Here is a 20,224-nt window from a genome sequence, read left to right as displayed (position 1 = left end):
GGGATGTCACCGCCGCCTTGATCCCGGCGAGCGGGGTACGCAGGTCATGGCTGACGGCGGCCAGCAGTGCGGTGCGGATGCGGTTGCCCTCGGCCAGCGCCCGCGCCCGGTCCGCCTCCTCCTGCAGCCTCCTACGGTCCAGGACGACGACGGCCTGCGCGGCGAAGGCCGCGAGCACCCGCCGGTCCTCGGCCGGCAGCACGCGTCCCGTCAGGGCCAGCGCCATGTGGTCGCCGACCGGTACGTCGACGTCCGCGTCGTCGGGGACGGCGCAGGGCCGCGGGCCCACGCTGCCGGCGCAGGTCCACGGCGCGACGTCGCTCTCGCGCTCCAGCAGCGCCACCGACTCCATGCCGAAGGTCTCGCGGACCCGGTCGAGCAGCGCCTCCAGGCTGGTCTCGCCGCGCAGGACGTTGCCGGCCAGGAAGGAGAGGATCTCGGACTCGGCCCGCAGTCGCGCCGCCTGGTGGGTGCGGCGGGCGGCGAGGTCGACGACGGAAGCCACGGACACGGCGACCCCGACGAAGATCGCGATGGCGACGATGTTCTTCGGGTCGGCGATGGTCAGGGTGTGGACGGGCGGGGTGAAGTACCAGTTCAGCAAGAGGGAGCCGGCCGCCGCCGAAGCCAGGGCGGGGAGAAGTCCGCCCAGCAGGGCCGCCGCCACCGTCATGGCCAGGAACAGCAGCATGTCGTTGGCGAGCCCGACGTCCGGGGACACGCTGCGCAGCAGCCAGGTCAGCAGGACCGGGCCGCCCAGGCCGGCGAGCCAGCCCCAGATCAGGCGGGCCCTGCCGAGGCGTGCGCTGCGGGCGACCGGTAGTCCCCGCCCTTTGCCGGCCTCGTCGTGGGTGATGAGGTGCACGTCGAGATCGGGCCCGGAGTCGCGGGCGACCGTGGCGCCGACGCCCGGGCCGAAGGCGTACTGCCAGCCCTTGCGACGGGAGACGCCCAGCACGATCTGGGTGGCGTTGACCCCGCGCGAGAAGTCGAGGAGCGCGGACGGGATGTCGTCGCCGACGACGTGGTGGAAGGTGCCGCCGAGGTCCTCGACGAGGGTGCGCTGGACGGCCAGTTCCTTCGGGGAGGCCGCGGTCAGGCCGTCGCTGCGGGAGATGTAGACGGCCAGCACCTCGCCGCCCGCTCCCTTCTCCGCGAGCCGGGTCGCGCGGCGGATGAGCGTCCGGCCCTCGGGGCCGCCGGTCAGTCCGACGACGATCCGCTCGCGTGAGCCCCAGATCGTGGAGACCCGGTGCTCGCTGCGGTATTCGGTCAGATAGGCGTCGACCCGGTCGGCCACCCACAGCAGCGCCAGCTCCCGCAGGGCGGTCAGGTTCCCGGGCCGGAAGTAGTTGGAGAGGGCCGCGTCGACCTTGTCCGGCTTGTAGATGTTGCCGTGCGCCATCCTGCGTCGCAGCGCCTGCGGGGACATGTCGACCAGCTCGATCTGGTCGGCCCGGCGGACGACCTCGTCCGGTACGGTCTCCCGTTGCCGTACTCCCGTGATCGACTCCACGACGTCACCGAGCGACTCCAGGTGCTGGATGTTCACCGTGGAGACGACGTCGATCCCGGCGGCGAGCAGTTCCTCCACGTCCTGCCAGCGCTTCTCGTTGCGGGAGCCGGGGATGTTGGTGTGGGCGAGTTCGTCCACCAGCGCCACCTCGGGGTGGCGCGCGAGGACCGCGTCCACGTCCATCTCCGTGAAGGTGCTGTTGCGGTAGGCCAGTTCCCTGCGCGGGGTCTGCTCCAGGCCGTGCAGCATCACCTCGGTGCGCGGCCGGTGGTGGTGCTCCACGAAGGCGACCACGCAGTCGGTGCCCCGCTCCACACGGCGGTGCGCCTCGGACAGCATGGCGTAGGTCTTGCCGACGCCCGGTGCCGCGCCGAGGTAGATCCGGAGCTTGCCGCGTGCCATGTTCATCCTTCGAAGCGGTAGCCCATGCCGGGCTCGGTGATGAGATAGCGGGGGTGGGCGGGGTCTGATTCCAGTTTGCGCCGCAGCTGGGCCATGTAGACGCGCAGATAGTTGGTCTTGTTGCGCTGGGAGACGCCCCACACCTCCTGGAGCAGGTGCTTCTGTGTGATCAGCCGCCCCGGGCTGGTGACCAGGATCTCCAGGAGGTGCCACTCCGTCGGGGTGAGCCTTACGTCGCGACCGCCCCGTACGGCCCTCTTGGCCAGCAGGTCGATGGTGAAGTCGGCCGTCTCGACGAGCGTCGTCCCGGGCTCGAGTGGGACCTCCTCGGTGCGGCGGACGGCGGCCCGCAGCCGGGCGAGGAGTTCGTCCATGCTGAACGGCTTGGTGATGTAGTCGTCGGCGCCCGCGTCGAGGGCGGCGACCTTCTCGTCGGACGCCTGCCGGGCGGACAGCACCAGGATGGGTACGCGGGTCCAGCCGCGCAGGCCCTTGATGACGTCGACGCCGTCCATGTCGGGCAGCCCGAGGTCGAGCATCACCACGTCGGGCTGTCGGGCGGCCGCGAGCCGGAGCGCGGTCGTGCCGTCGGGGGCCGCGTCGACCCCGTACCGGCGCGCCTGGAGATTGATGACGAGGGCCCGTACGAGCTGCGGGTCGTCCTCCACCACCAGCACCCGTGTCATGGGCGTGCGCCTTTCCTGTCGTACGTCGGGTTATGAGTGCCGGAGGCCGTACAACCGGCCTCATGGCGGCGGGAATTGGCGGAACCCGTTTCTCCCGGACCGCCAACTCCCCTGTGGGTCGCGTAACGCCATCAGCTCTTCGCCGTGAGTTCCTTGAGCGCGATGTTGAGTTCGAGGACGTTCACCCGGGGCTCGCCGATGAAGCCGAGGGTGCGGCTCTGGGTGTGCTCGTCGACCAGTTTCCGGACCCGGGCGACGGACAGGCCGTTGCGCTCGGCGACGCGGTGGACCTGGATGTCCGCGTACTGCGGGGAGATGTCCGGGTCGAGGCCCGAGCCGGAGGACGTCACCGCGTCGGCGGGCACCTCGGACGGCTTCACCGTGTAGCCGTTCACCGAGTTGTCCTTGACCACGGCGGCCTTGGCGGCGGTCACCCAGTGGATCAGGTCCTTGTTGTCGGCGGACCGGTTGGTCGCGCCGGACAGGATCAACTTGTACCGGGTGTTGACGCTGTTGGTGCCGAGTCCGTTCTGCGGGCGGCCCTGGAACCACTGCAGGTCGGGCTCCGGGGTCTCCTGGCCCTTCTTCAGCGGCAGGTCGTACGACTGCCCGATCAGGGACGAGCCGACGACCTTGCCGTCCGACGTGATCTCGGAGCCGTTCGCCTGGTCGCTGAACAGCCCCTGGGCGATACCGGTCACCACCAGCGGGTAGATGACGCCGGTCACCAGGGTCAGGACCAGGAGAGCGCGCAGGCCGGCCCAGAGCAACCGGGCGGTGTTGGTCAGGGAGTTGTTCATGGCCATCAGCCGATCCCGGGAATGAGGGAGATGAGCAGGTCGATGATCTTGATGCCGACGAAGGGTGCGATCAGGCCGCCGATGCCGTAGATCGTGAGGTTGCGCCGGAGCAACCTGTCGGCGCTGACCGGCCGGTACCGCACGCCCTTCAGGGAGAGCGGGACCAGCGCGATGATGATCAGCGCGTTGAAGATGACGGCGGAGAGGATCGCGGAGTCCGGCGAGGACAGGCCCATGATGTTGAGCTTGTCCAGGCCCGGGTAGACGGCCGCGAACAGCGCCGGGATGATCGCGAAGTACTTGGCGACGTCGTTGGCTATGGAGAACGTCGTCAACGCGCCCCGGGTGATGAGGAGTTGCTTGCCGATCTCGACGATCTCGATGAGCTTGGTCGGGTTGGAGTCGAGGTCGACCATGTTGCCGGCCTCCTTCGCGGCGGACGTACCCGTGTTCATCGCCACGCCGACGTCCGCCTGGGCGAGCGCGGGCGCGTCGTTCGTCCCGTCGCCGGTCATGGCGACGAGCTTGCCGCCCGCCTGCTCCCGCTTGATGAGCGCCATCTTGTCCTCGGGGGTGGCCTCCGCGAGGAAGTCGTCGACACCGGCCTCCTCGGCGATCGCCTTCGCCGTCAGCGGGTTGTCGCCGGTGATCATGACGGTCTTGATGCCCATCCGGCGCAGTTCGCCGAACCGCTCGCGCATGCCGTCCTTGACGACGTCCTTGAGGTGGATGACGCCCAGGACGCGTGCGCCGTGGGCGTCCTCGACCGCGACGAGCAGCGGCGTGCCGCCCGCCTCGGCGATCCGGTCGGTGAGCGCGCCGGCGTCCTCGGACACCTCGCCGCCCTGCTCCCGGACCCAGGCGACCACCGAACCGGCCGCGCCCTTGCGGATCTTCCTGCCGTCGACGTCCACACCCGACATCCGGGTCTGCGCGGTGAAGGCGATCCACTCGGCGCCGGCCAACTCGCCCTGGTGGCGCTCGCGCAGGCCGTACTCCTCCTTCGCCAGTACGACGACGGAGCGGCCCTCGGGCGTCTCGTCGGCCAGCGACGACAGCTGGGCGGCGTCGGCGAGATCGGCCCTTGTCGTCCCGCTGACCGGCACGAACTCGGACGCCTGCCGGTTGCCCAGGGTGATGGTGCCGGTCTTGTCAAGCAGCAGCGTCGACACGTCACCGGCCGCTTCGACCGCCCGGCCGGACATGGCGAGCACGTTGCGCTGCACCAGCCGGTCCATCCCCGCGATGCCGATGGCGGAGAGGAGCGCGCCGATCGTCGTCGGGATCAGGCAGACCAGCAGCGCGACCAGCACGACCATCGTGAGGTGGGTGCCCGCATAGTCCGCGAACGGGGGCAGGGTCGCCACGGCCAGCAGGAACACGATCGTCAGCGAGGCGAGCAGGATGTTCAGCGCGATCTCGTTCGGCGTCTTCTGCCGGGCCGCGCCCTCGACGAGGTTGATCATCCGGTCGATGAAGGTCTCGCCCGGCTTCGTCGTGATCTTGATGACGATGCGGTCGGAGAGGACCTTCGTGCCACCGGTCACCGCGGACCGGTCGCCGCCGGACTCCCGGATGACGGGCGCCGACTCGCCGGTGATCGCCGACTCGTCGACGGAGGCCACACCCTCGACGACGTCACCGTCGCCGGGGATGATCTCGCCGGCCTCGCAGACGACCAGGTCACCGATCCGCAACTCGGTGCCGGGCACCTGCTCCTCGGAGCCCTCGGCGAGCCGACGTGCGACCGTGTCGGTCTTGGCCTTGCGCAGGGTGTCGGCCTGGGCCTTGCCACGGCCCTCGGCGACCGCCTCCGCAAGGTTGGCGAAGACCACGGTGAGCCACAGCCAGGCGCTGATGGTCCAGCCGAACCAGTCGCCCGGGTCCTTGAAGGAGAAGACGGTGGTCAGTACCGAGCCGATCCACACCACGAACATCACGGGCGACTTGACCATCACCCTGGGGTCGAGCTTGCGGAAGGCGTCCGGCAGCGACTTCACCAGCTGCTTGGGGTCGAAGAGGCCCGCGCCGACACGGCTCTCCCTGTGACCGGTCGGGAGGTCCTGGTGGGGTGCGCGGGTCGGGGTCGCTGTGGACATCGAGTCCTCTTGCTTCTGCGTGTCGGTCGTCATGACGCCAGCCCCTCGGCGAGCGGGCCCAGCGCGAGCGCCGGGAAGTAGGTCAGACCGGTGATGATCAGGATCGCGCCCACCAGCAGGCCGGTGAACAGCGGCTTCTCGGTGCGGAGCGTGCCCGCGGTGGCCGGCACCGGCTTCTGCTCGGCGAGCGAACCCGCCAGCGCCAGCACGAACACCATCGGCAGGAAGCGGCCCAGCACCATGGCCAGCCCCAGCGTGCTGTTGAACCACTGCGTGTCCGCGTTCAGACCGGCGAAGGCCGAGCCGTTGTTGTTGGCGGCCGAGCTGTAGGCGTACAGGATCTCGGAGAAGCCGTGCGCGCCGGAGTTCGTCATCGAGTTGCCCGGGGTGGGCAGGGCCATCGCCGCGGCGGTGAGGATGAGCACCAGCGCCGGGGTGATGAGGATGTAGCAGGCCGCGAACTTGATCTCGCGGGTGCCGATCTTCTTGCCCAGGTACTCGGGCGTGCGGCCGACCATCAGACCGGCGATGAACACCGCGATGATCGCCATGACCAGCATGCCGTACAGGCCGGAACCGGTACCGCCGGGCGCGATCTCGCCGAGCTGCATGCCCAGCATGGTGATGCCGCCGCCCAGACCGGTGAAGGACGAGTGGAAGGAGTCCACGGCGCCGGTCGAGGTGAGCGTGGTCGACACCGCGAAGATCGACGAGGCGCCGACTCCGATGCGGGCCTCCTTGCCCTCCATCGCGCCCCCGGCGATCTGGAGCGCCGGGCCGTGGTGCGCGAACTCGGTCCACATCATCAGCGCGATGAAGCCGACCCAGATGGTGCCCATGGTGGCGAGGATCGCGTAGCCCTGCCTGAGGGAGCCGACCATGATGCCGAAGGTGCGGGTCAGCGCGAACGGGATGACCAGCAGCAGGAAGATCTCGAAGAGGTTCGTGAACGGGGTCGGGTTCTCGAAGGGGTGGGCGGAGTTGGCGTTGAAGTAGCCGCCGCCGTTGGTACCGACCTCCTTGATGGCCTCCTGCGAGGCGACCGCACCGCCGTTCCACTGCTGGCTGCCGCCCATGAACTGGCCGACCTCATGGATGCCGGAGAAGTTCTGGATCGCCCCGCAGGCGACCAGGACGATCGCGGCGACGACGGACAGCGGCAGCAGGATGCGTACGACACCGCGCACCAGGTCCGACCAGAAGTTGCCGAGCTCGCCGGTGCGGGACCGGGCGAACCCGCGCACCAGCGCCACCGCCACGGCGATGCCGACCGCGGCCGACACGAAGTTCTGCACGGCCAGACCGGCGGTCTGCACGACGTGACCCATGGCCTGTTCGCCGTAGTACGACTGCCAGTTGGTGTTCGTGACGAAGGACGTGGCGGTGTTGAACGCCTGGTCCGGGTCGATCGCCTTGAAGCCGAGCGAGCCGGGCAGCACGCCCTGGAGCCGCTGGAGGAGGTAGAGGAAGAGGACGCCGACCGCCGAGAAGGCGAGAACGCCCCGCAGGTACGCCGGCCAGTGCATCTCGGTGTTCGGGTCGGCACCGATGCCCTTGTAGATCCACTTCTCGACACGCCAGTGCTTGTCGGAGGAGTAGACCTTGGCCATGTAGTTGCCGAGAGGGACGTAGGCGAGCGCCAGCGCCGCTATGAGGGCGAGCAGCTGGAGCACGCCGGCGAGTACGGGACCCATGACCCCCGCTGCGGTAGCAGCTGATGTCATCGTCAGAACCTCTCCGGGAAGATCAGGGCGAAGACGAGATAGCCCAGCAGGGCGACGGCCACGATCAGGCCGACGACGTATTCGACGGTCACAGCTTCGTCACCCCCTTGGCGACGAGGGCCACCAGCGCGAACACCGCGACTGTGGTGACGACGAAGGCCAGATCGGCCATCGCGAACTCCTGGAGTGAGGTTCGGGTGGAACGGACGACTAGAGGAAACCGCCCGTCTGGCCGGATTCCGCGGTCGTTGACGCCTCTCTTACGGCGAGCCCCAGACCTTTGACGGGACTCTTACGCCCCCTGCTCCGAACCGGCCGGCGGGCCCGCCGTGGCAGCGCGGGAGTTCACAGCAGCCGGAAGCCACAGTCGCGCGGGAGTTCACAGCAGCCGGAAGCCACAGTCGGCGCGACCTGGGCAGCCGTCCCCGAGGCACTGGAGGCAGCCGTAGAGCCCAGCCGTCGCACGCGCAGCCGAAAGAGCCACTCCTTGACTTGCCACGGCTGCTCCCAGCCGGTCTTAACGCAAGCTTGACGCGAACCTGTGATCCATCCCTCAGCCCTTTCGGCACGCTCTGCCTACGCTGATGCCGCCGTCTGCGCGATGGCCGGAACCCGACGCCGAGCCGCACATCAGGAGAGCACGCCGATGGCCACCACCGAACACCCGCCGCCGAGCCGTCTGCGGACGTGGATGCTGGAGGGTCTGTCCGACATGGGCAAGGGCGGTGGCCACACCGGACCGCACGCCCAGCCGGAGCCCCCGCACAAGGGCCAGCGCTGGTGGCGCGTGATGTGTCTGACCGGCGTGGACTACTTCTCCACTCTCGGCTACCAGCCGGGCATCGCTGCCCTGGCAGCCGGTCTGCTGTCGCCGATCGCGACCATCGTGCTCGTCATCGTCACCCTGGCCGGCGCCCTGCCGGTCTACCGGCGGGTGGCCGAGGAGAGCCCGCACGGCGAGGGCTCGATCGCGATGCTGGAGCGGCTGCTGTCCTTCTGGAAGGGCAAGCTGTTCGTCCTGACCCTGCTGGGCTTCGCCGCCACCGACTTCCTGATCACCATCACCCTCTCCGCGGCGGACGCCTCGACCCACCTGGTCGAGAATCCGCACCTGGAAAGCACCCTGCACGACAAGCAGGTGCTGATCACCCTGATCCTGGTCGCCCTGCTCGGTGCGGTGTTCCTCAAGGGCTTCCTGGAGGCCATCGGCGTCGCGGTCGTCCTGGTGGGCTTGTACCTCGCGCTGAACGTCGTGGTCGTCGTCGTCGGCGTGTGGCACGTCGCCACCGCCGGCCACGTGATCACCGACTGGTCCAGCGCGCTGACCGCCGAACACGGCAACGTCTTCGTCATGGTCGGCGTGGCGCTGCTGGTCTTCCCCAAGCTCGCGCTCGGCCTGTCCGGCTTCGAGACCGGAGTCGCCGTCATGCCGCACGTGAAGGGCGACGAAGGCGACACGGAGGAGCACCCCCGGGGCCGTATCCGCGACACCAAGAAACTGCTGACGTCCGCCGCCCTCATCATGAGCGTCTTCCTGATAGCCACCAGCTTCATCACCACCCTCCTCATCCCGGAGAAGGAGTTCGAGTCGGGCGGCAAGGCCAACGGACGCGCTCTCGCCTACCTGGCCCACGAATACCTGGGCGGCGCCTTCGGCACGGTCTACGACGTCTCGACCATCGCCATCCTGTGGTTCGCGGGCGCCTCCGCGATGGCCGGCCTGCTGAACCTGATGCCGCGCTACCTGCCCCGCTACGGCATGGCCCCGCACTGGGCACGGGCCGTCCGCCCGATGGTCATCGTCTTCACCCTCATCGGCTTCCTCGTCACGTGGGTCTTCGACGCCGACGTCGACGCGCAGGGCGGCGCGTACGCCACCGGCGTGCTGGTGCTCATCAGCTCGGCGGCGATCGCCGTGACCATCGCCGCCCGCAAGGCCGGCCAGCGCAACTGGACGATCGGCTTCGCCGTCATCTCGGCGGTGTTCCTCTACGTCACCGTCGCGAACGTCATCGAGCGCCCCGACGGCGTGAAGATCGGCGCCTGTTTCATCGCGGGCATCATCCTGGTCTCCCTGCTCTCACGGCTGGCCCGCGCCTTCGAGCTCCGCGTGACGAGCGTGACGCTCGACGACATGGCGGAACGATTCATCCGGGACATGGCCAGCCGCAAGATCCGGTTCATCGCCAACGAGCCCGACGCCCGCGACAAGGCCGAGTACCGCGACAAGATCGAGCAGATCCGGACCGACAACGACATGCCGGAGCAGGAGGACTTCGTCTTCGTCGAGGTGACGGTGACGGACCCCTCCGAGTTCGAGGCGAGCCTGACCGTACGCGGCGAGGTCCTCCACAACCGCTACCGCGTCCTGACTCTGGAGTCCGCCTCCGTCCCCAACGCCCTCGCCGCGCTGCTCCTCCACGTCCGCGACACCACCGGCCGCACCCCGCACATCTACTTCGAATGGACCGAGGGCAACCCCTTCGCCAACTTCCTGCGCTTCTTCCTCTTCGGCCAGGGCGAGGTCGCCCCGGTCACCCGCGAGGTCCTGCGCGAGGCGGAACCGGACCGGCCCCGCCGTCCCCGGGTCCACACCGGTTGAATCACCGGTTGAATCACCGGCTGTGTCACGGCTGAATCCGACGCGGGCGTCAGGAGCCCGGCAGGATTCGCCCGTACGACATCAGGACCCCGGCACCGACACCGCCAGGGCCCACACAGCCGCCTGGCGTCAGCGCCATGACACGGATGGACCGGCGGCCCGGCCAGGCGACCGCCACTGCCGCGGCAGCGCCCGACTGGCGGCGACCTCACCGAGGCACTCGGCATCACCATCGCGTTGGCCGAGGCCGAAGCCGAATCAATGGCCGAGGCGGAAGCCCGGAGCCGGCGCAAGTCCTGAGCGAGTCCCCGATACGGCGTACCGTCCTCGCCTCGCGACCGGGGCGAGTGTCCGACTGCGTGCCGGCGCCGACGAACGCCCGCATCCAAGTAGCGTCAGCCGGCCGCCCTGGCGATGATGCGCTCCATCTCCTCACGGCCGAAGGCCCGCAGCGTCGTGGAACGGATGTTGCCCACCCCGCCGAGCTGCAGGAGTGCTGCGGTGGCCGTTTCGTCGTCGGGCGCCTCGACGACGGCCACGAGGTCGTAGGGACCGACGGTCCAATAGATGCTCAGGAGCTTCGCCCCGAGCTTCTGTGCCGCTGAGCCGAAGGTCTCGGCGCGCTTCGCGGTGTCCTTGTAGTTGCGGACCCCTTGATCGGTCCAGTTCAGCAAGGCGACGTACGTCGGCATGTTCTTCCACCTTCGCGAGGAGACGCATTCTCACGATGAGACACATCGCGAGGTCAAGCCTGGGTATTCAGGCCAGAACCCGCATGAGGTGCGCACCCGAACGAGTTCGGGCGACCACAGGCGTCGAGGGGCAGGCCGACATCCACGCCGGAGATCAACGACAGCGAACACCCCCGGATCGCCGCGGTTCGGGGTGGACGACGAAGACCGATGTGGGCCTCGGCGGCAGGAGCATAAGAGCTGGTGAACGGGCCAGTGGCCCGATGCGCCGCGCGCCGTGGCGGGGAGACTGGGATGCTGGGAGAAGGGAACGCCGCCCGTGACGTGACCCTGGCGGACAGGGGTGGTGAGCGCTGTGGCCGAGACCTATGAGAACGCCCGAGGACCGACCCCTCCGATTCCGGTCGTTCCGTCCGTTCCGTGCGCCGACCCCCTGGGAGACCCGTTTCTGCGCACCCGGTTCGCCGTCCCCGCGAGCCCCGCCACGTTCCTGCGGCGGCAGCGGCTCCTCCGGCACCTCGACCAGGCTCTCGGCACGCCGTTGACACTACTCAACGGGGCGGCCGGGGCCGGCAAGACCCTACTGGCCGCCGACTGGGCCGAAGGACTGCAACCGCCGGTCGCCTGGCTCACCGTCGAAGTGGGTGACCGGCGTCCCGGGGTGTTCTGGGCGTACGTTCTTCAGGCCCTGCGCGCCTGCGGTGCGTCGGCGTCCGACGTGGTCGGCGCCCCTGCGGACGCGACCGGGGTGGACCACAAGCTGCTGGCGGCGCTCGCCGCCGAGCTGAACGATCGCGACCGGCCCGTGGTCCTCGTGCTCGACGAGTACGACCGAGTGACCGCTCCGGAGGTCGCGGAGCAGCTGGACTTCGTCCTGCGCCATGCCGGGCGGGGGCTGCGCCTGGTCATCGTCACCCGCACCGAACCACTTCTTCCGTTGCACCGTTACCGGGCGGCCGGCGAGCTGACGGAGATCCGCGCCGCCGAGCTGGCCTTTACGCCGGAAGAGGCGGTCGCACTCCTTGAGCTGCACGGTCTGAGCCTTCCCATCCACGCCGCAGGCGCCCTGGTGGACCGCACCCGGGGCTGGGCCGCCGGCTTGCGCCTGTCCGCCTTGGCCGCTCTGGAGAGCGCCGACCCGGAGCTCTACCTGAAGGAGTTCGAGGCGGACCGCAGTTCGGTCGCGGACTTCCTGCTGGCCGAGGTCCTCAAGGGACAGCGGGAGAAGGCACAGGACCTCCTGCTGCGCGTCAGCGTCCTGGAGCGCTTCTCTCCCGGTCTGGCCGACGCGCTGACCCTCCGGACCGATGCCGAGCCCATTCTCGCCGGGCTGCACCGCGACAACGCGTTCGTCGAGCACCTCGGGCACTCGTGGTATCAACTCCACCCGCTGTTCGGAGAGATACTCCGGGCCCATCTGCGCGAGCGCCTGCCCGGCCTGGAGCCGGAACTCCACCGGCGGGCGGCGCGGTGGCTGCGTCGTTCCGGATTCCTGCCGGAGACACTCGCCCACGGCGCCGCCGCGGGCGACTGGGATTTCGCCGCCGGCGCCCTCGTGGACGACTTGGCGATCGGACAGCTCTTCACCGGCCTGCGCTCGGGTGACCTGACCGAGTTGTTCTCCACCATGGGGCCCGAGGCCAGGAGTCCGGCGACGGACCTCGTGCGCGCGGCCCGCGACCTGTCCCGGTACGACCTCGACCGCGGAATGACCCGCCTGCGCCACGCCGAGGAGCGTCTGGCCGACGAGGCACCCGAAGCGGCGCCCGAGCCGGCGGCCGTCCAGCTGAGTTGTGCGCTGCTCGAGGCACTGGCCGCCCGGCTGACCGGATGTCCTTCACAGGCCGAGAAGGCCGTCGAAGCGGCCGATGAACTTCGGCGGGAAGTCCCGGCGCACCTCCTGGACAAGCATCCCGAACTCACCGCTCTGCTGCTGACCCATCTGGGATCGGCGCGTCTGTGGGCCGGGCACTTCGAGGACGCGCGCGCCGCCCTGACCACGGCGGCCGGCGCTCCCGGCGGGGCCTCCACCGTGCTGCCCCGGGAGGATGCGATGGAGCACCTGGCCCTGCTCGACTATCTGAACGGCTGGCCCGGCCGGGCGGAGCGCAAGGCCCTGGCGGCGGTGTCCGAGGCGGAGCGGGTCGGCCTTCCCCAGCCGTCCGGCTCCGGCATCGGAAAGCTGGTCCTGGCCGCCGTGGCTGTCGACCGCCATGAACTGGGCCGGGCCCAGGCCCTCCTCGACGAGACGGCCCAGCTCCCCTCGGGGACGCGCGATCCGGTGATGGCGGCGGGACGAGCCCTCGCCACAGCTCGCCTGCTGTTGGTCAGGGGCAAGGTACGAGCCGCCGTCGAGGCGGCGGACCCGGCCGTCGCCGCCGCCGTGGCCTCACCCTGGGCGGCAGGCCGTGAAGCGCTCGTCGCCTCCGCCGCACACCTGGCCGAAGGACGGCCGGACGAAGCCGCCGAGATGCTCCGGGGCGTGTCCGGCGACCAGCCGACCTGTGCCGTGGAGGCCGCGGCGATCCAGGTCGCCGCGGGCCGTACCTGGGCAGCCATCGACCTGCTCGACAGCATCCGCACCGGGAGCGGGGCCGGGCCGGCGGTGACCGTGAGGGCAGCGCTGGTGAGGGCTCAGGTCGCGGAGGAGGCGGGAGACACCGCCACCGCCCGCAGGCTCGTGGCGCATGCGCTCCTCGACGCTCGGCGGGAGCGGCTGCGGCGTCCGTTCCTCGATGCGGGAGCGTGGATCCGGCCGCTTTTGGCCACGCCTCCGCTCCACGAGTTGGCCGCGGGCTGGCTCACGCCCGGCTCGCCACGACGGGGTGAGCAGCCGCCGCCGGAGTCGCCGGCCTCGCCGCTCGTCGCGGTGGAGCTGAGCGGACGCGAGCGCGATGTCCTGGAGCGGCTGGCCCGGATGATGTCGACGGAGGAGGTCGCCGCCGATCTCTACGTGTCGGTGAACACGGTGAAGACCCACCTCAAGAGCGTCTACCGGAAGCTGGCGGTGAACCGGCGCGGCGACGCGGTGCGCCGCGCGCGCGACCTCCGGCTGCTGTGAACGCGCATCAGTGACAGGGCCCGACGGCCTCCCTCCCCACCGGCCGCACGTCACAGGGGTGCTGCCCCTCCCCCGCGGCGGGTGAGGCGAGAGGCGCGAACTTCGGATGCGATGGGCAGGAGCGGTGGGGCCTGTGCCGGCCACTGCCCGGCCGACTCCGCCGGCGTACTGCGGCGGACGACTCTGCGAGGTGGACACCGTGAAGCACTGGCGGGCTCTGATCGTCCTCGGTACGGCGTCGGTGCGCTGGCCCACGCCTTCACCTCGCAGGTGGCGGACAACCCGCGGCTGTCCGAACAGACCCCGTGAGGAGATCGGTGTCGCTCTCGAGGCCGGGATCACCTTCGTCGCCACCGGTCAGGTGCGCTCGGCGGCCGAGCGGGCCGGGTTGCCGCCTTCCGAGGTCGACGCCGTCGCGGACTTCTACGCCTCCGCGCAGCTGGACGGCCTGAAGGCGGCGGTCCTGGCCACCGGCGGTATCGCTCTCGCCAGTTTCCTCGTCACACCACACCTGCCGACCGCCCGGGACAGCCGTCCCCGGCAGCCGGCGCTCCGGCCGGAGTGACCGGACCGACGCGCTGAGTCCGGAGGGAGTCACCGTGTCCAAGACCAGGACCAGGACCAGGACGGGCCCGGCCATGGCCCGCGGGGAGCGCCGTACCGAGCGCCGGGCCCGCGCGGACTACACGGGCGGCGTCTACGGATCCATGCTCGCCGCCTCCGTGGTCATCGGCGCCGGCGAGCTGGGCTCGTTCCCCCGCACGGAGCTGGTGCTGCTGCTGTTGCTCACCGGCGTGGTGTTCTGGATCGCGCACGTGCATGCCCAGCTGTTCGGGGCGCGGCTGGCGCAACAGTCTCCGGACCGCCGGGTCGTGCTTGACGTGTGTCATGACGAGTGGCCGATCGTCAATGCCGCGGTCCCGCCGGCCGCCGCGGTGGCCGTCAGTCCGCTGCTGGGCCTGGACGTGCGAGGTGCCCTCTGGCTGGCTCTCTCGGTCGCCGTGGCCGGGCAGGTGGGCTGGTCCGTGGCCGCGGCACGCCGTGCCGGTGCTTCGAGACGGCTTGTGGCCGCCACCGCATCGGTCAACCTGCTGCTCGGCCTGCTGATCATCTCTTTCAAAATCGTTCTCACGCACTGAGAACGCGTCGATCCGTGGGGTCCGCCGCCGGGCCACGGGTCACCTGTACCGGGTGAGGCCCGAAGGAGCACGGTGGCACACGATCGCAGGGAAAGGTGCCGTCCGCCTGTTCCCAGGCAGCCCGTGGGAGGACAGCCCGTGCGCTACGAGATCCGAGTCGAGGGACACCTGTCGGAAACGCTGGCCAAAGCCTTTCCGGAGCTGGGCCACGTGGTGATGTCCGGCCAGACCGTACTGTTCGGCCCCGTCGTGGACGAAGCACACCTGTACGGGCTGCTGGCACGCTGCCAGTCACTGGGCCTGCGTGTCGTGGAGATGCGGCAGCTTCCGGAGTGACGGGACCGGGCGGTGTGCGGTGTCGGCGGCCTCGCGTGGTGATGGGCGGGAGCGTCAGCGCCGCTCCGCCTGCCGGCGACGGTGACGACCGCCGCCCACCGGCCCGGGGGGGAACGGCCGACGCGAGTGCGCTTCCGGTCCGGACCGGGGGCGGTCCGGGCCGGGCTGTGCGCGATCGCTCATCTCGCGTCTCGTCGTTCCGCCCGGCCGGAAGGCCGATGGGCCGGAAGGCCGATGGGCCGGGCGCCGCGAGATTCGCACCTCACCGCCACGACGGCGGCGCCAGATCACCCGTGGTGGGTGACCCCGGCACGGGTGACAGGCGTGACCCTGGAGCGGTCAGGTCCTCACACACCGCCCCCTCACACACGGCCCCCGTCGGCGCTCCGGAAGCGACCGCCCGATCACGCGAGGAGGAGCCATGACCACGCCGCGTGGTCCGGCATCACGCACCGGACAGGAACACGAGCCCGACGGGGCGGCCCCCGGTGCGCCGGACGACCCCGCGCAGGCACTGGCGCGCCTCGGCCGGTCATGGACCTGGCTCCTGGGATCGGCCGTCGCGACGCTGGTGCTGGGCGTCCTGGTACTGGTCTGGCCGGAGGTGACCCTGCACATCCTGGCGGTCCTCATCGGCCTGCACCTGCTCGTGACCGGGGCGTTCCGGTTCGTGGACGTCTTCGCGCGGGCAGGGCACGAACGGCTCCCGGGGCTGCTCCTGTCCGTGCTGTACGTCCTCGCCGGGGTGCTGTGCCTGCGGAACCCGCTGCAGACGATCGCCGCGCTCTCACTGATCGTCGGGGTCGTCTGGCTGGTGTCCGGCATCCTCACCCTCTACACGGCCCTTGCCGCCGCGGACCTGCCGCACCGTGGCGTCGTCCTGGGCGCCGCGGTGCTCGGCATCGTCGCGGGGATCGTGGTGCTCGCGCTGCCGGCCGAGTCGGCCCGCGCGCTGACCCGGCTGCTCGGCCTGTGGCTCGTCCTGCTCGGTCTGGGCGAGGCGGCGGTCGCCCTCGCGTGGCGGGCCGCCCTCCGAAAGACGCGTCCCCCGGGGCCGCGGGCCCCCGCGGAGACGGACTGACACCGCACCCGCCGCTTCGGCGGGCTCGGCAGACACACCAGACCCCCTGGTGGCCGTCTCGGGCCTCGCCCTCGGCCAGTACGTCGCCTCCTCCGACTGGTACCGGACAGCCGCCGTCCCACGCCGTACGCGGGCCGAACCCTGATCCCGCCGCAGGAGCGCATCCACCGGGTGCCGCGCCGTGCGCAGTCTCACCCGCGTCGGGTGAGGCACCCGTGCCCGGACATGCCCACGCTGAAGAAGCACGCAACGGCAGCTGGGCGAGCGCCCGGGACGGAGAAGAGACATGAGCGCGCAGACGTACCTGGCGTACGACTACCCCTTGCTGAGCGTCTTCTGGAGCATGCTCCTGTTCTTCCTGTGGATCATGTGGTTCGTCCTGCTCTTCCGCGTCGTCTTCGACATCTTCCGCGACGACGAGATGAGCGGGTGGGTGAAAGCCGGCTGGCTGGCGTTCACCATCCTGCTGCCCTTCCTGGGCGTCTTCGTCTACGTGATCGCCCGCGGCAAGAACATGGGCCGCCGGGAAATAGCGCAGGCCCGAGCACAGCAGGAAGCCTTCGACGCCCGCGTCAGGGAGGCCGCAAGCGGCGCGGGCCAACCCAGCAGCGTCGACGACCTCGCCAGGCTGTCCGAGATCCGCGCCCGCGGCGACATCACGGACGAGGAGTTCCGCAGGGCCAAGGAACTGGTTCTGACCGGCCACGGCCCGGCGGAGCACGCCGGCTCCACCGCCCGCACCCCCGGTCACTGAGCATCCGCACATCACGAATCGAGGCGCAAGATGTCCGCGACACACACCCGGCCGGAACACACGGCGAAGCAGGAATGGGCAACCGGCCTGACGGCCTTCGCGGCCGTGATGCTCTTCCTCGTCGGCCTGCTCGACATCTTCCGGGGCATCATGGCCATCGCCGAGGACGACATCTTCCTCACGACGCGCAATTACGTGTTCGAGTGGGACCTGACCGGCTGGGGCTGGATCCACCTCGTTCTGGGCGCGCTCGCCGTGATCGTCAGCATCGGGCTGCTCAAGGTCTCGGGGTGGGCGCGCGTCGCCGGCGTGGCCATCGCCGGACTCGTCATCATCGCCAACTTCCTCTCCCTGCCGTACTACCCCGTCTGGTCCGTGGTGATGATCACGATCTCGGGCTTCATCATCTGGGCCGTGTGTGTGGTCCAGCGCGACAACCTCTTCGACCTGTCCGAGGAGCGTCCAGTGTCCGAGGAGCGCCCGTCGCACAGGGTGTGAGCGCAGGAGAAGGGACGACAGGTGGGACCGCACGGCGGCGGGAACGCGAGCGGATCGGGTGAGGCAGGGGCCGCGGCGGTACGCGAGGGCAAAGCCGGACGGGCTCGCCTAGCCGTGCTCGCCCTGGTGGGCAGCATCCTGGTGCCGCTCGTCGCCGCCGGTCTGCGGAGTGTGCTGTGGGCGCTGGCCGGCATCGCCGGACTGGCGCTCGCCGCCGTCGGTGTGTGGTGGACCCTGGCACACACCGGTGCGCTCCGCTCCCTCGGGGCGGCTCTGTCGGTGGGCGCGCCGGTCGCTGTCCTCGCCCTGTATGCCTCGTCCGGCATGCTGGGGCCGGCCTTGCTGTCCCTGGGCCTGTGGCTGCTGGCCCTGACGGCGGCACGTACGGCCGTGGCACCTGGTGGTCACGCCTCCGAACAGGCTGTCGCCGAGGCGCCCCACGCCCCCTGGGTCCTCATGAATCCGAGCTCGGGAGGCGGCAAGGTGGACCGGTTCCACCTGGTGGACAAGGCCCGGGCCGCGGGCTGCCGGGTGGCCCTGCTCGACGCGGGCCGGCACCAGGACGTCACCGGACTGGCCCGGCAGGCCGTCGCCGAGGGAGCGGACCTGCTCGCGGTCGCGGGCGGCGACGGCACCCAGGCGCTGGTGGCCGAGGTCGCGGCGCGCCACGACCTTCCCTTCGTGGTGATCCCCGCCGGTACCCGCAATCACTTCGCCCTCGATCTCGGCCTCGACCGTGCCGATCCGGCGGCCGCCCTGGAAGCCCTGACCCACGGCGTCGAACTCCGCGTCGACCTCGGGTACGCCGCGGACCGCGTCTTCGTCAACAACGCCTCGTTCGGCACCTACGCGTCCGTCGTCACCGACCCCGCGTACCGGGACGCCAAAGCCCGCACGACCCTGCGAACCCTCCCCGGCCTCCTCACCGGCGAGGACGCGCCCAGGCTGCGGACGCGGGCCGACCGGACGCAGGTCGACGGACTTCAGGCGCTGCTCGTCAGCAACAATCCCTACGGACGTGCCGTCGACGCGGCCCGGCCGGGGCGCAGGGAGCGGCTGGACTCGGGGCTCCTCGGTGTGGTGTGCGTGCGGGTCGGCAACACCGCTCAGGCGGCGCGCATCGTGCGCGGTCCGCGCTCCGGGCAACTCATCCGGCTGAACGCCGGGGTGGTCGTCGTCGAAACCGACACGGACACCCTCCCGGTCGGCATCGACGGAGAACACGTCGTCCTGCCGTCACCCGTCGTGTGCCGCAGCGCGCCCGGGGCACTCCGGGTCCGCGTGCCGCGCTGTCGCTCCGGTACACCTCGGGCGGGCGGGGCGACGGCCGACTGGCCACGCGTGGCACGGCTGGCGCTGGGCCGGCTGTTCCCGAGGCGGGGACACCACGTCACGAAGGTCGCCCTGACGGCCGACGCGTCGGGCGCCGCGTGTATCCACCTCACGCAGCCACCCTCCGTGGCCATTCCGGGCAGCACTCTCCACCCGGCTGAGTGTGGCCTCCGCGAGCACTGAACGCGGCGCCACGTGACGTGTTCGCTACTTGAGCTGCTCGGCGGTGAAGTAGCCGTCCCTGACCAGGATATTGATGTTGGACTTGTCGAGGCTCTGCGGCTGCAGCAAGTAGACGGGCACGTCCTTGACGCCGTTGTTGTAGTCAGTCCTGTTGTCGATCCTGGGCAGCCGCTCCCTGAGTATGTCGTCGACCATCTCCGTGGCGGCCTCGCCGAGTGCGCGGAGGTCCTTGTAGACGGTCTGCGACTGTTTACCGGCGATGATCGACTTCACCGAGGCCAGCTCGGCGTCCTGACCGGTGATGACCGGGAGGGACTTGCCGTCGGAGCCGTAGCCGTACGATTCCAGCGCTGACAGGACGCCCCTGGAGATGCCGTCGTACGGCGACAGCACCGCGTCGAGGTCCTTGCCGGCGTAATACTTGGCGAGGATGCGGCTCATGCGCTTCTGCGCGGTGGGCCCGTCCCAGCGCAGGGTGGTCATCTGCTTCATCTCGGTCTCGCCGGACGGGACGACCAACTGCTTGCTCTCCAGGAACGGCTCGAGGAGCGCCATCGAACCGTCGAAGAAGTATTTGGTGTTGTTGTCGTCGGGGGACCCGGCGAACAGCTCGATGTTGAACGGGCCCTTGCCTTCCTCCAGGCCGAGCTTCTCGATGATGTGGCGGGCCTGTTGCCGGCCGACCATCTCGTTGTCGAAGGAGACGTAGTAGTCGACGTTCTTGGTGCCGAGGATGAGCCGGTCGTAGGAGATCACCGGAATCTTCGCATCGGCTGCCTTCTGCAGCACGCCGTTCAGCGACTTGGCGTCGATGGCCGCGATGATCAGTGCGTCGACGCGCTGCTTGATCAGGCTGTCGATCTGCGCGACCTGGGCCTTCGGGTTGTCGTCACCGTAGACCAGCTTGGACTTGTACCCCTTGTCCTTCAGGCCGTCGACGACGCTCTTGCCGTCGGTGAGCCAGCGCTCGGAGGCCCGGGTCGGCATGGCGATGCCGACGGTACCGCCCTCGGAGCTGCTCGCGGAGCCGGCCTCGCTGCTCTTGCCACAGGCGGACAAGGTGAGGGCGAGGGAGGCGGCTCCGGCGAGAAAGGCAAGGGCGGCTCTTCGCTTGAACATGGTGATCGTTCCTTGTTCTTCTCGTCGTTGGGGGTGACGGCGTATCAGGCATCGATGGGGGTAGCTGTGGAGCGGGCCGGGCAGTCGGCAGGCCGGTCGAGGGCGAGTCGGACGCGCCGCACCCACGCGCGGGCGGCGTCGGACAGAGCGGTGCGCCGGGGTGGATCAGCTCGGCGCCCTCGTGGATCCGCACGTGGCCA

16 protein-coding genes and 1 pseudogene are annotated in these 20,224 nt (G+C 70.1%); 9 read left to right on the top strand and 8 right to left on the bottom strand.

Going from position 1 to position 20,224, the window contains the following annotated elements; translation table 11 throughout:
• The 6 genes from ACFWWR_RS26010 to kdpF all read right to left on the bottom strand — a co-directional run.
• On the bottom strand, positions 1 to 1,918 hold a 1,918-nt coding region (locus tag ACFWWR_RS26010), incomplete at its 3' end, for a DUF4118 domain-containing protein (protein WP_384305561.1).
• A gap of 2 nt (positions 1,919 to 1,920) precedes the next feature.
• Positions 1,921 to 2,604 carry a response regulator gene (locus tag ACFWWR_RS26005; RefSeq protein WP_383863971.1) on the bottom strand — a complete coding sequence of 228 codons (684 nt, stop codon included), beginning with the start codon at positions 2,602 to 2,604 and terminating at the stop codon, positions 1,921 to 1,923.
• Positions 2,605 to 2,735: 131 nt separating this feature from the next.
• On the bottom strand, positions 2,736 to 3,404 hold the full coding sequence (locus ACFWWR_RS26000; RefSeq protein WP_383863968.1) for a potassium-transporting ATPase subunit C: 669 nt from the start codon (positions 3,402 to 3,404) through the stop codon (positions 2,736 to 2,738).
• Between the two features lie 5 nt (positions 3,405 to 3,409).
• The gene (kdpB, locus tag ACFWWR_RS25995; protein WP_384305558.1) at positions 3,410 to 5,536 is read right to left on the bottom strand and encodes a potassium-transporting ATPase subunit KdpB; all 2,127 of its coding nucleotides are present in this window, start codon (positions 5,534 to 5,536) and stop codon (positions 3,410 to 3,412) included.
• Positions 5,533 to 7,197, bottom strand: a complete 1,665-nt coding sequence (gene kdpA / locus ACFWWR_RS25990; protein WP_383864001.1) for a potassium-transporting ATPase subunit KdpA — start codon at positions 7,195 to 7,197, stop codon at positions 5,533 to 5,535. Before kdpA ends, kdpB begins: the two co-directional genes overlap by 4 nt.
• A 32-nt stretch (positions 7,198 to 7,229) precedes the next feature.
• Positions 7,230 to 7,319: a K(+)-transporting ATPase subunit F gene (gene kdpF / locus ACFWWR_RS25985; RefSeq protein WP_384305556.1), complete on the bottom strand. Its 90-nt coding sequence runs from the start codon at positions 7,317 to 7,319 to the stop codon at positions 7,230 to 7,232.
• 554 nt (positions 7,320 to 7,873) lie between these two features.
• Between kdpF and ACFWWR_RS25980 the strand changes: the two genes are divergently transcribed.
• Positions 7,874 to 9,829, top strand: coding sequence for an amino acid transporter (locus ACFWWR_RS25980; RefSeq protein WP_383863959.1), 1,956 nt, complete (start codon positions 7,874 to 7,876; stop codon positions 9,827 to 9,829).
• Positions 9,830 to 10,224: 395 nt separating this feature from the next.
• Here the strand turns inward: ACFWWR_RS25980 and ACFWWR_RS25975 are convergent, their stop codons facing one another.
• Complete coding sequence (locus ACFWWR_RS25975) at positions 10,225 to 10,521, bottom strand: GYD domain-containing protein (RefSeq protein WP_383863956.1); 297 nt, start codon at positions 10,519 to 10,521, stop codon at positions 10,225 to 10,227.
• A 397-nt stretch (positions 10,522 to 10,918) separates the two neighbouring features.
• Between ACFWWR_RS25975 and ACFWWR_RS25970 the strand changes: the two genes are divergently transcribed.
• The 8 genes and pseudogenes from ACFWWR_RS25970 (at position 10,919) to ACFWWR_RS25935 (ending at position 18,905) form a co-directional block, all read left to right on the top strand.
• Positions 10,919 to 13,582 (top strand): LuxR C-terminal-related transcriptional regulator, encoded by a 2,664-nt coding sequence (locus ACFWWR_RS25970; protein ID WP_384305570.1) that lies wholly within the window; start codon positions 10,919 to 10,921, stop codon positions 13,580 to 13,582.
• Positions 13,583 to 13,819: 237 nt separating this feature from the next.
• Positions 13,820 to 14,164: pseudogene (locus tag ACFWWR_RS25965) on the top strand (MFS transporter); the annotation flags it as partial.
• Positions 14,165 to 14,220: 56 nt separating this feature from the next.
• Positions 14,221 to 14,721 carry a hypothetical protein gene (locus tag ACFWWR_RS25960; RefSeq protein ID WP_383863995.1) on the top strand — a complete coding sequence of 167 codons (501 nt, stop codon included), beginning with the start codon at positions 14,221 to 14,223 and terminating at the stop codon, positions 14,719 to 14,721.
• Between the two features lie 138 nt (positions 14,722 to 14,859).
• Positions 14,860 to 15,057, top strand: coding sequence for a hypothetical protein (locus tag ACFWWR_RS25955; RefSeq protein WP_030039028.1), 198 nt, complete (start codon positions 14,860 to 14,862; stop codon positions 15,055 to 15,057).
• A gap of 421 nt (positions 15,058 to 15,478) precedes the next feature.
• Positions 15,479 to 16,138: an HdeD family acid-resistance protein gene (locus tag ACFWWR_RS25950; RefSeq protein ID WP_383863952.1), complete on the top strand. Its 660-nt coding sequence runs from the start codon at positions 15,479 to 15,481 to the stop codon at positions 16,136 to 16,138.
• Positions 16,139 to 16,424: 286 nt separating this feature from the next.
• Positions 16,425 to 16,892, top strand: a complete 468-nt coding sequence (locus ACFWWR_RS25945; protein ID WP_383863949.1) for a PLDc N-terminal domain-containing protein — start codon at positions 16,425 to 16,427, stop codon at positions 16,890 to 16,892.
• Positions 16,893 to 16,922: 30 nt separating this feature from the next.
• Positions 16,923 to 17,390 carry a hypothetical protein gene (locus tag ACFWWR_RS25940; protein WP_383863947.1) on the top strand — a complete coding sequence of 156 codons (468 nt, stop codon included), beginning with the start codon at positions 16,923 to 16,925 and terminating at the stop codon, positions 17,388 to 17,390.
• A 21-nt stretch (positions 17,391 to 17,411) separates the two neighbouring features.
• Positions 17,412 to 18,905, top strand: coding sequence for a diacylglycerol/lipid kinase family protein (locus ACFWWR_RS25935; RefSeq protein ID WP_384305554.1), 1,494 nt, complete (start codon positions 17,412 to 17,414; stop codon positions 18,903 to 18,905).
• Positions 18,906 to 18,929: 24 nt separating this feature from the next.
• Here ACFWWR_RS25935 and chvE read toward each other — a convergent pair whose 3' ends face one another.
• A complete protein-coding gene (gene chvE / locus ACFWWR_RS25930) occupies positions 18,930 to 20,024 on the bottom strand; it encodes a multiple monosaccharide ABC transporter substrate-binding protein (RefSeq protein ID WP_383863941.1) in 1,095 nt (364 codons plus the stop codon).
• Positions 20,025 to 20,224: the final 200 nt, after the last annotated feature.

The sequence above is a fragment of the Streptomyces sp. NPDC058678 genome (assembly GCF_042714835.1).
Lineage (GTDB): Bacteria > Actinomycetota > Actinomycetes > Streptomycetales > Streptomycetaceae > Streptomyces.
This window is presented reverse-complemented; position numbering and strand designations above follow the sequence as displayed.

Coding starts and splice junctions, on each gene's coding strand:
- ACFWWR_RS25960 (WP_383863995.1), top strand. CDS start 14,221: ATGGCCCGCGGGGAGCGCCGTACCGAGCGCCGGGCCCGCGCGGACTAC.
- ACFWWR_RS26000 (WP_383863968.1), bottom strand. CDS start 3,404: ATGAACAACTCCCTGACCAACACCGCCCGGTTGCTCTGGGCCGGCCTG.
- kdpB (WP_384305558.1), bottom strand. CDS start 5,536: ATGACGACCGACACGCAGAAGCAAGAGGACTCGATGTCCACAGCGACC.
- ACFWWR_RS25980 (WP_383863959.1), top strand. CDS start 7,874: ATGGCCACCACCGAACACCCGCCGCCGAGCCGTCTGCGGACGTGGATG.
- ACFWWR_RS25975 (WP_383863956.1), bottom strand. CDS start 10,521: ATGCCGACGTACGTCGCCTTGCTGAACTGGACCGATCAAGGGGTCCGC.
- ACFWWR_RS25945 (WP_383863949.1), top strand. CDS start 16,425: ATGAGCGCGCAGACGTACCTGGCGTACGACTACCCCTTGCTGAGCGTC.
- kdpA (WP_383864001.1), bottom strand. CDS start 7,197: ATGGGTCCCGTACTCGCCGGCGTGCTCCAGCTGCTCGCCCTCATAGCG.
- ACFWWR_RS25940 (WP_383863947.1), top strand. CDS start 16,923: ATGTCCGCGACACACACCCGGCCGGAACACACGGCGAAGCAGGAATGG.
- chvE (WP_383863941.1), bottom strand. CDS start 20,024: ATGTTCAAGCGAAGAGCCGCCCTTGCCTTTCTCGCCGGAGCCGCCTCC.
- ACFWWR_RS25950 (WP_383863952.1), top strand. CDS start 15,479: ATGACCACGCCGCGTGGTCCGGCATCACGCACCGGACAGGAACACGAG.
- ACFWWR_RS26005 (WP_383863971.1), bottom strand. CDS start 2,604: ATGACACGGGTGCTGGTGGTGGAGGACGACCCGCAGCTCGTACGGGCC.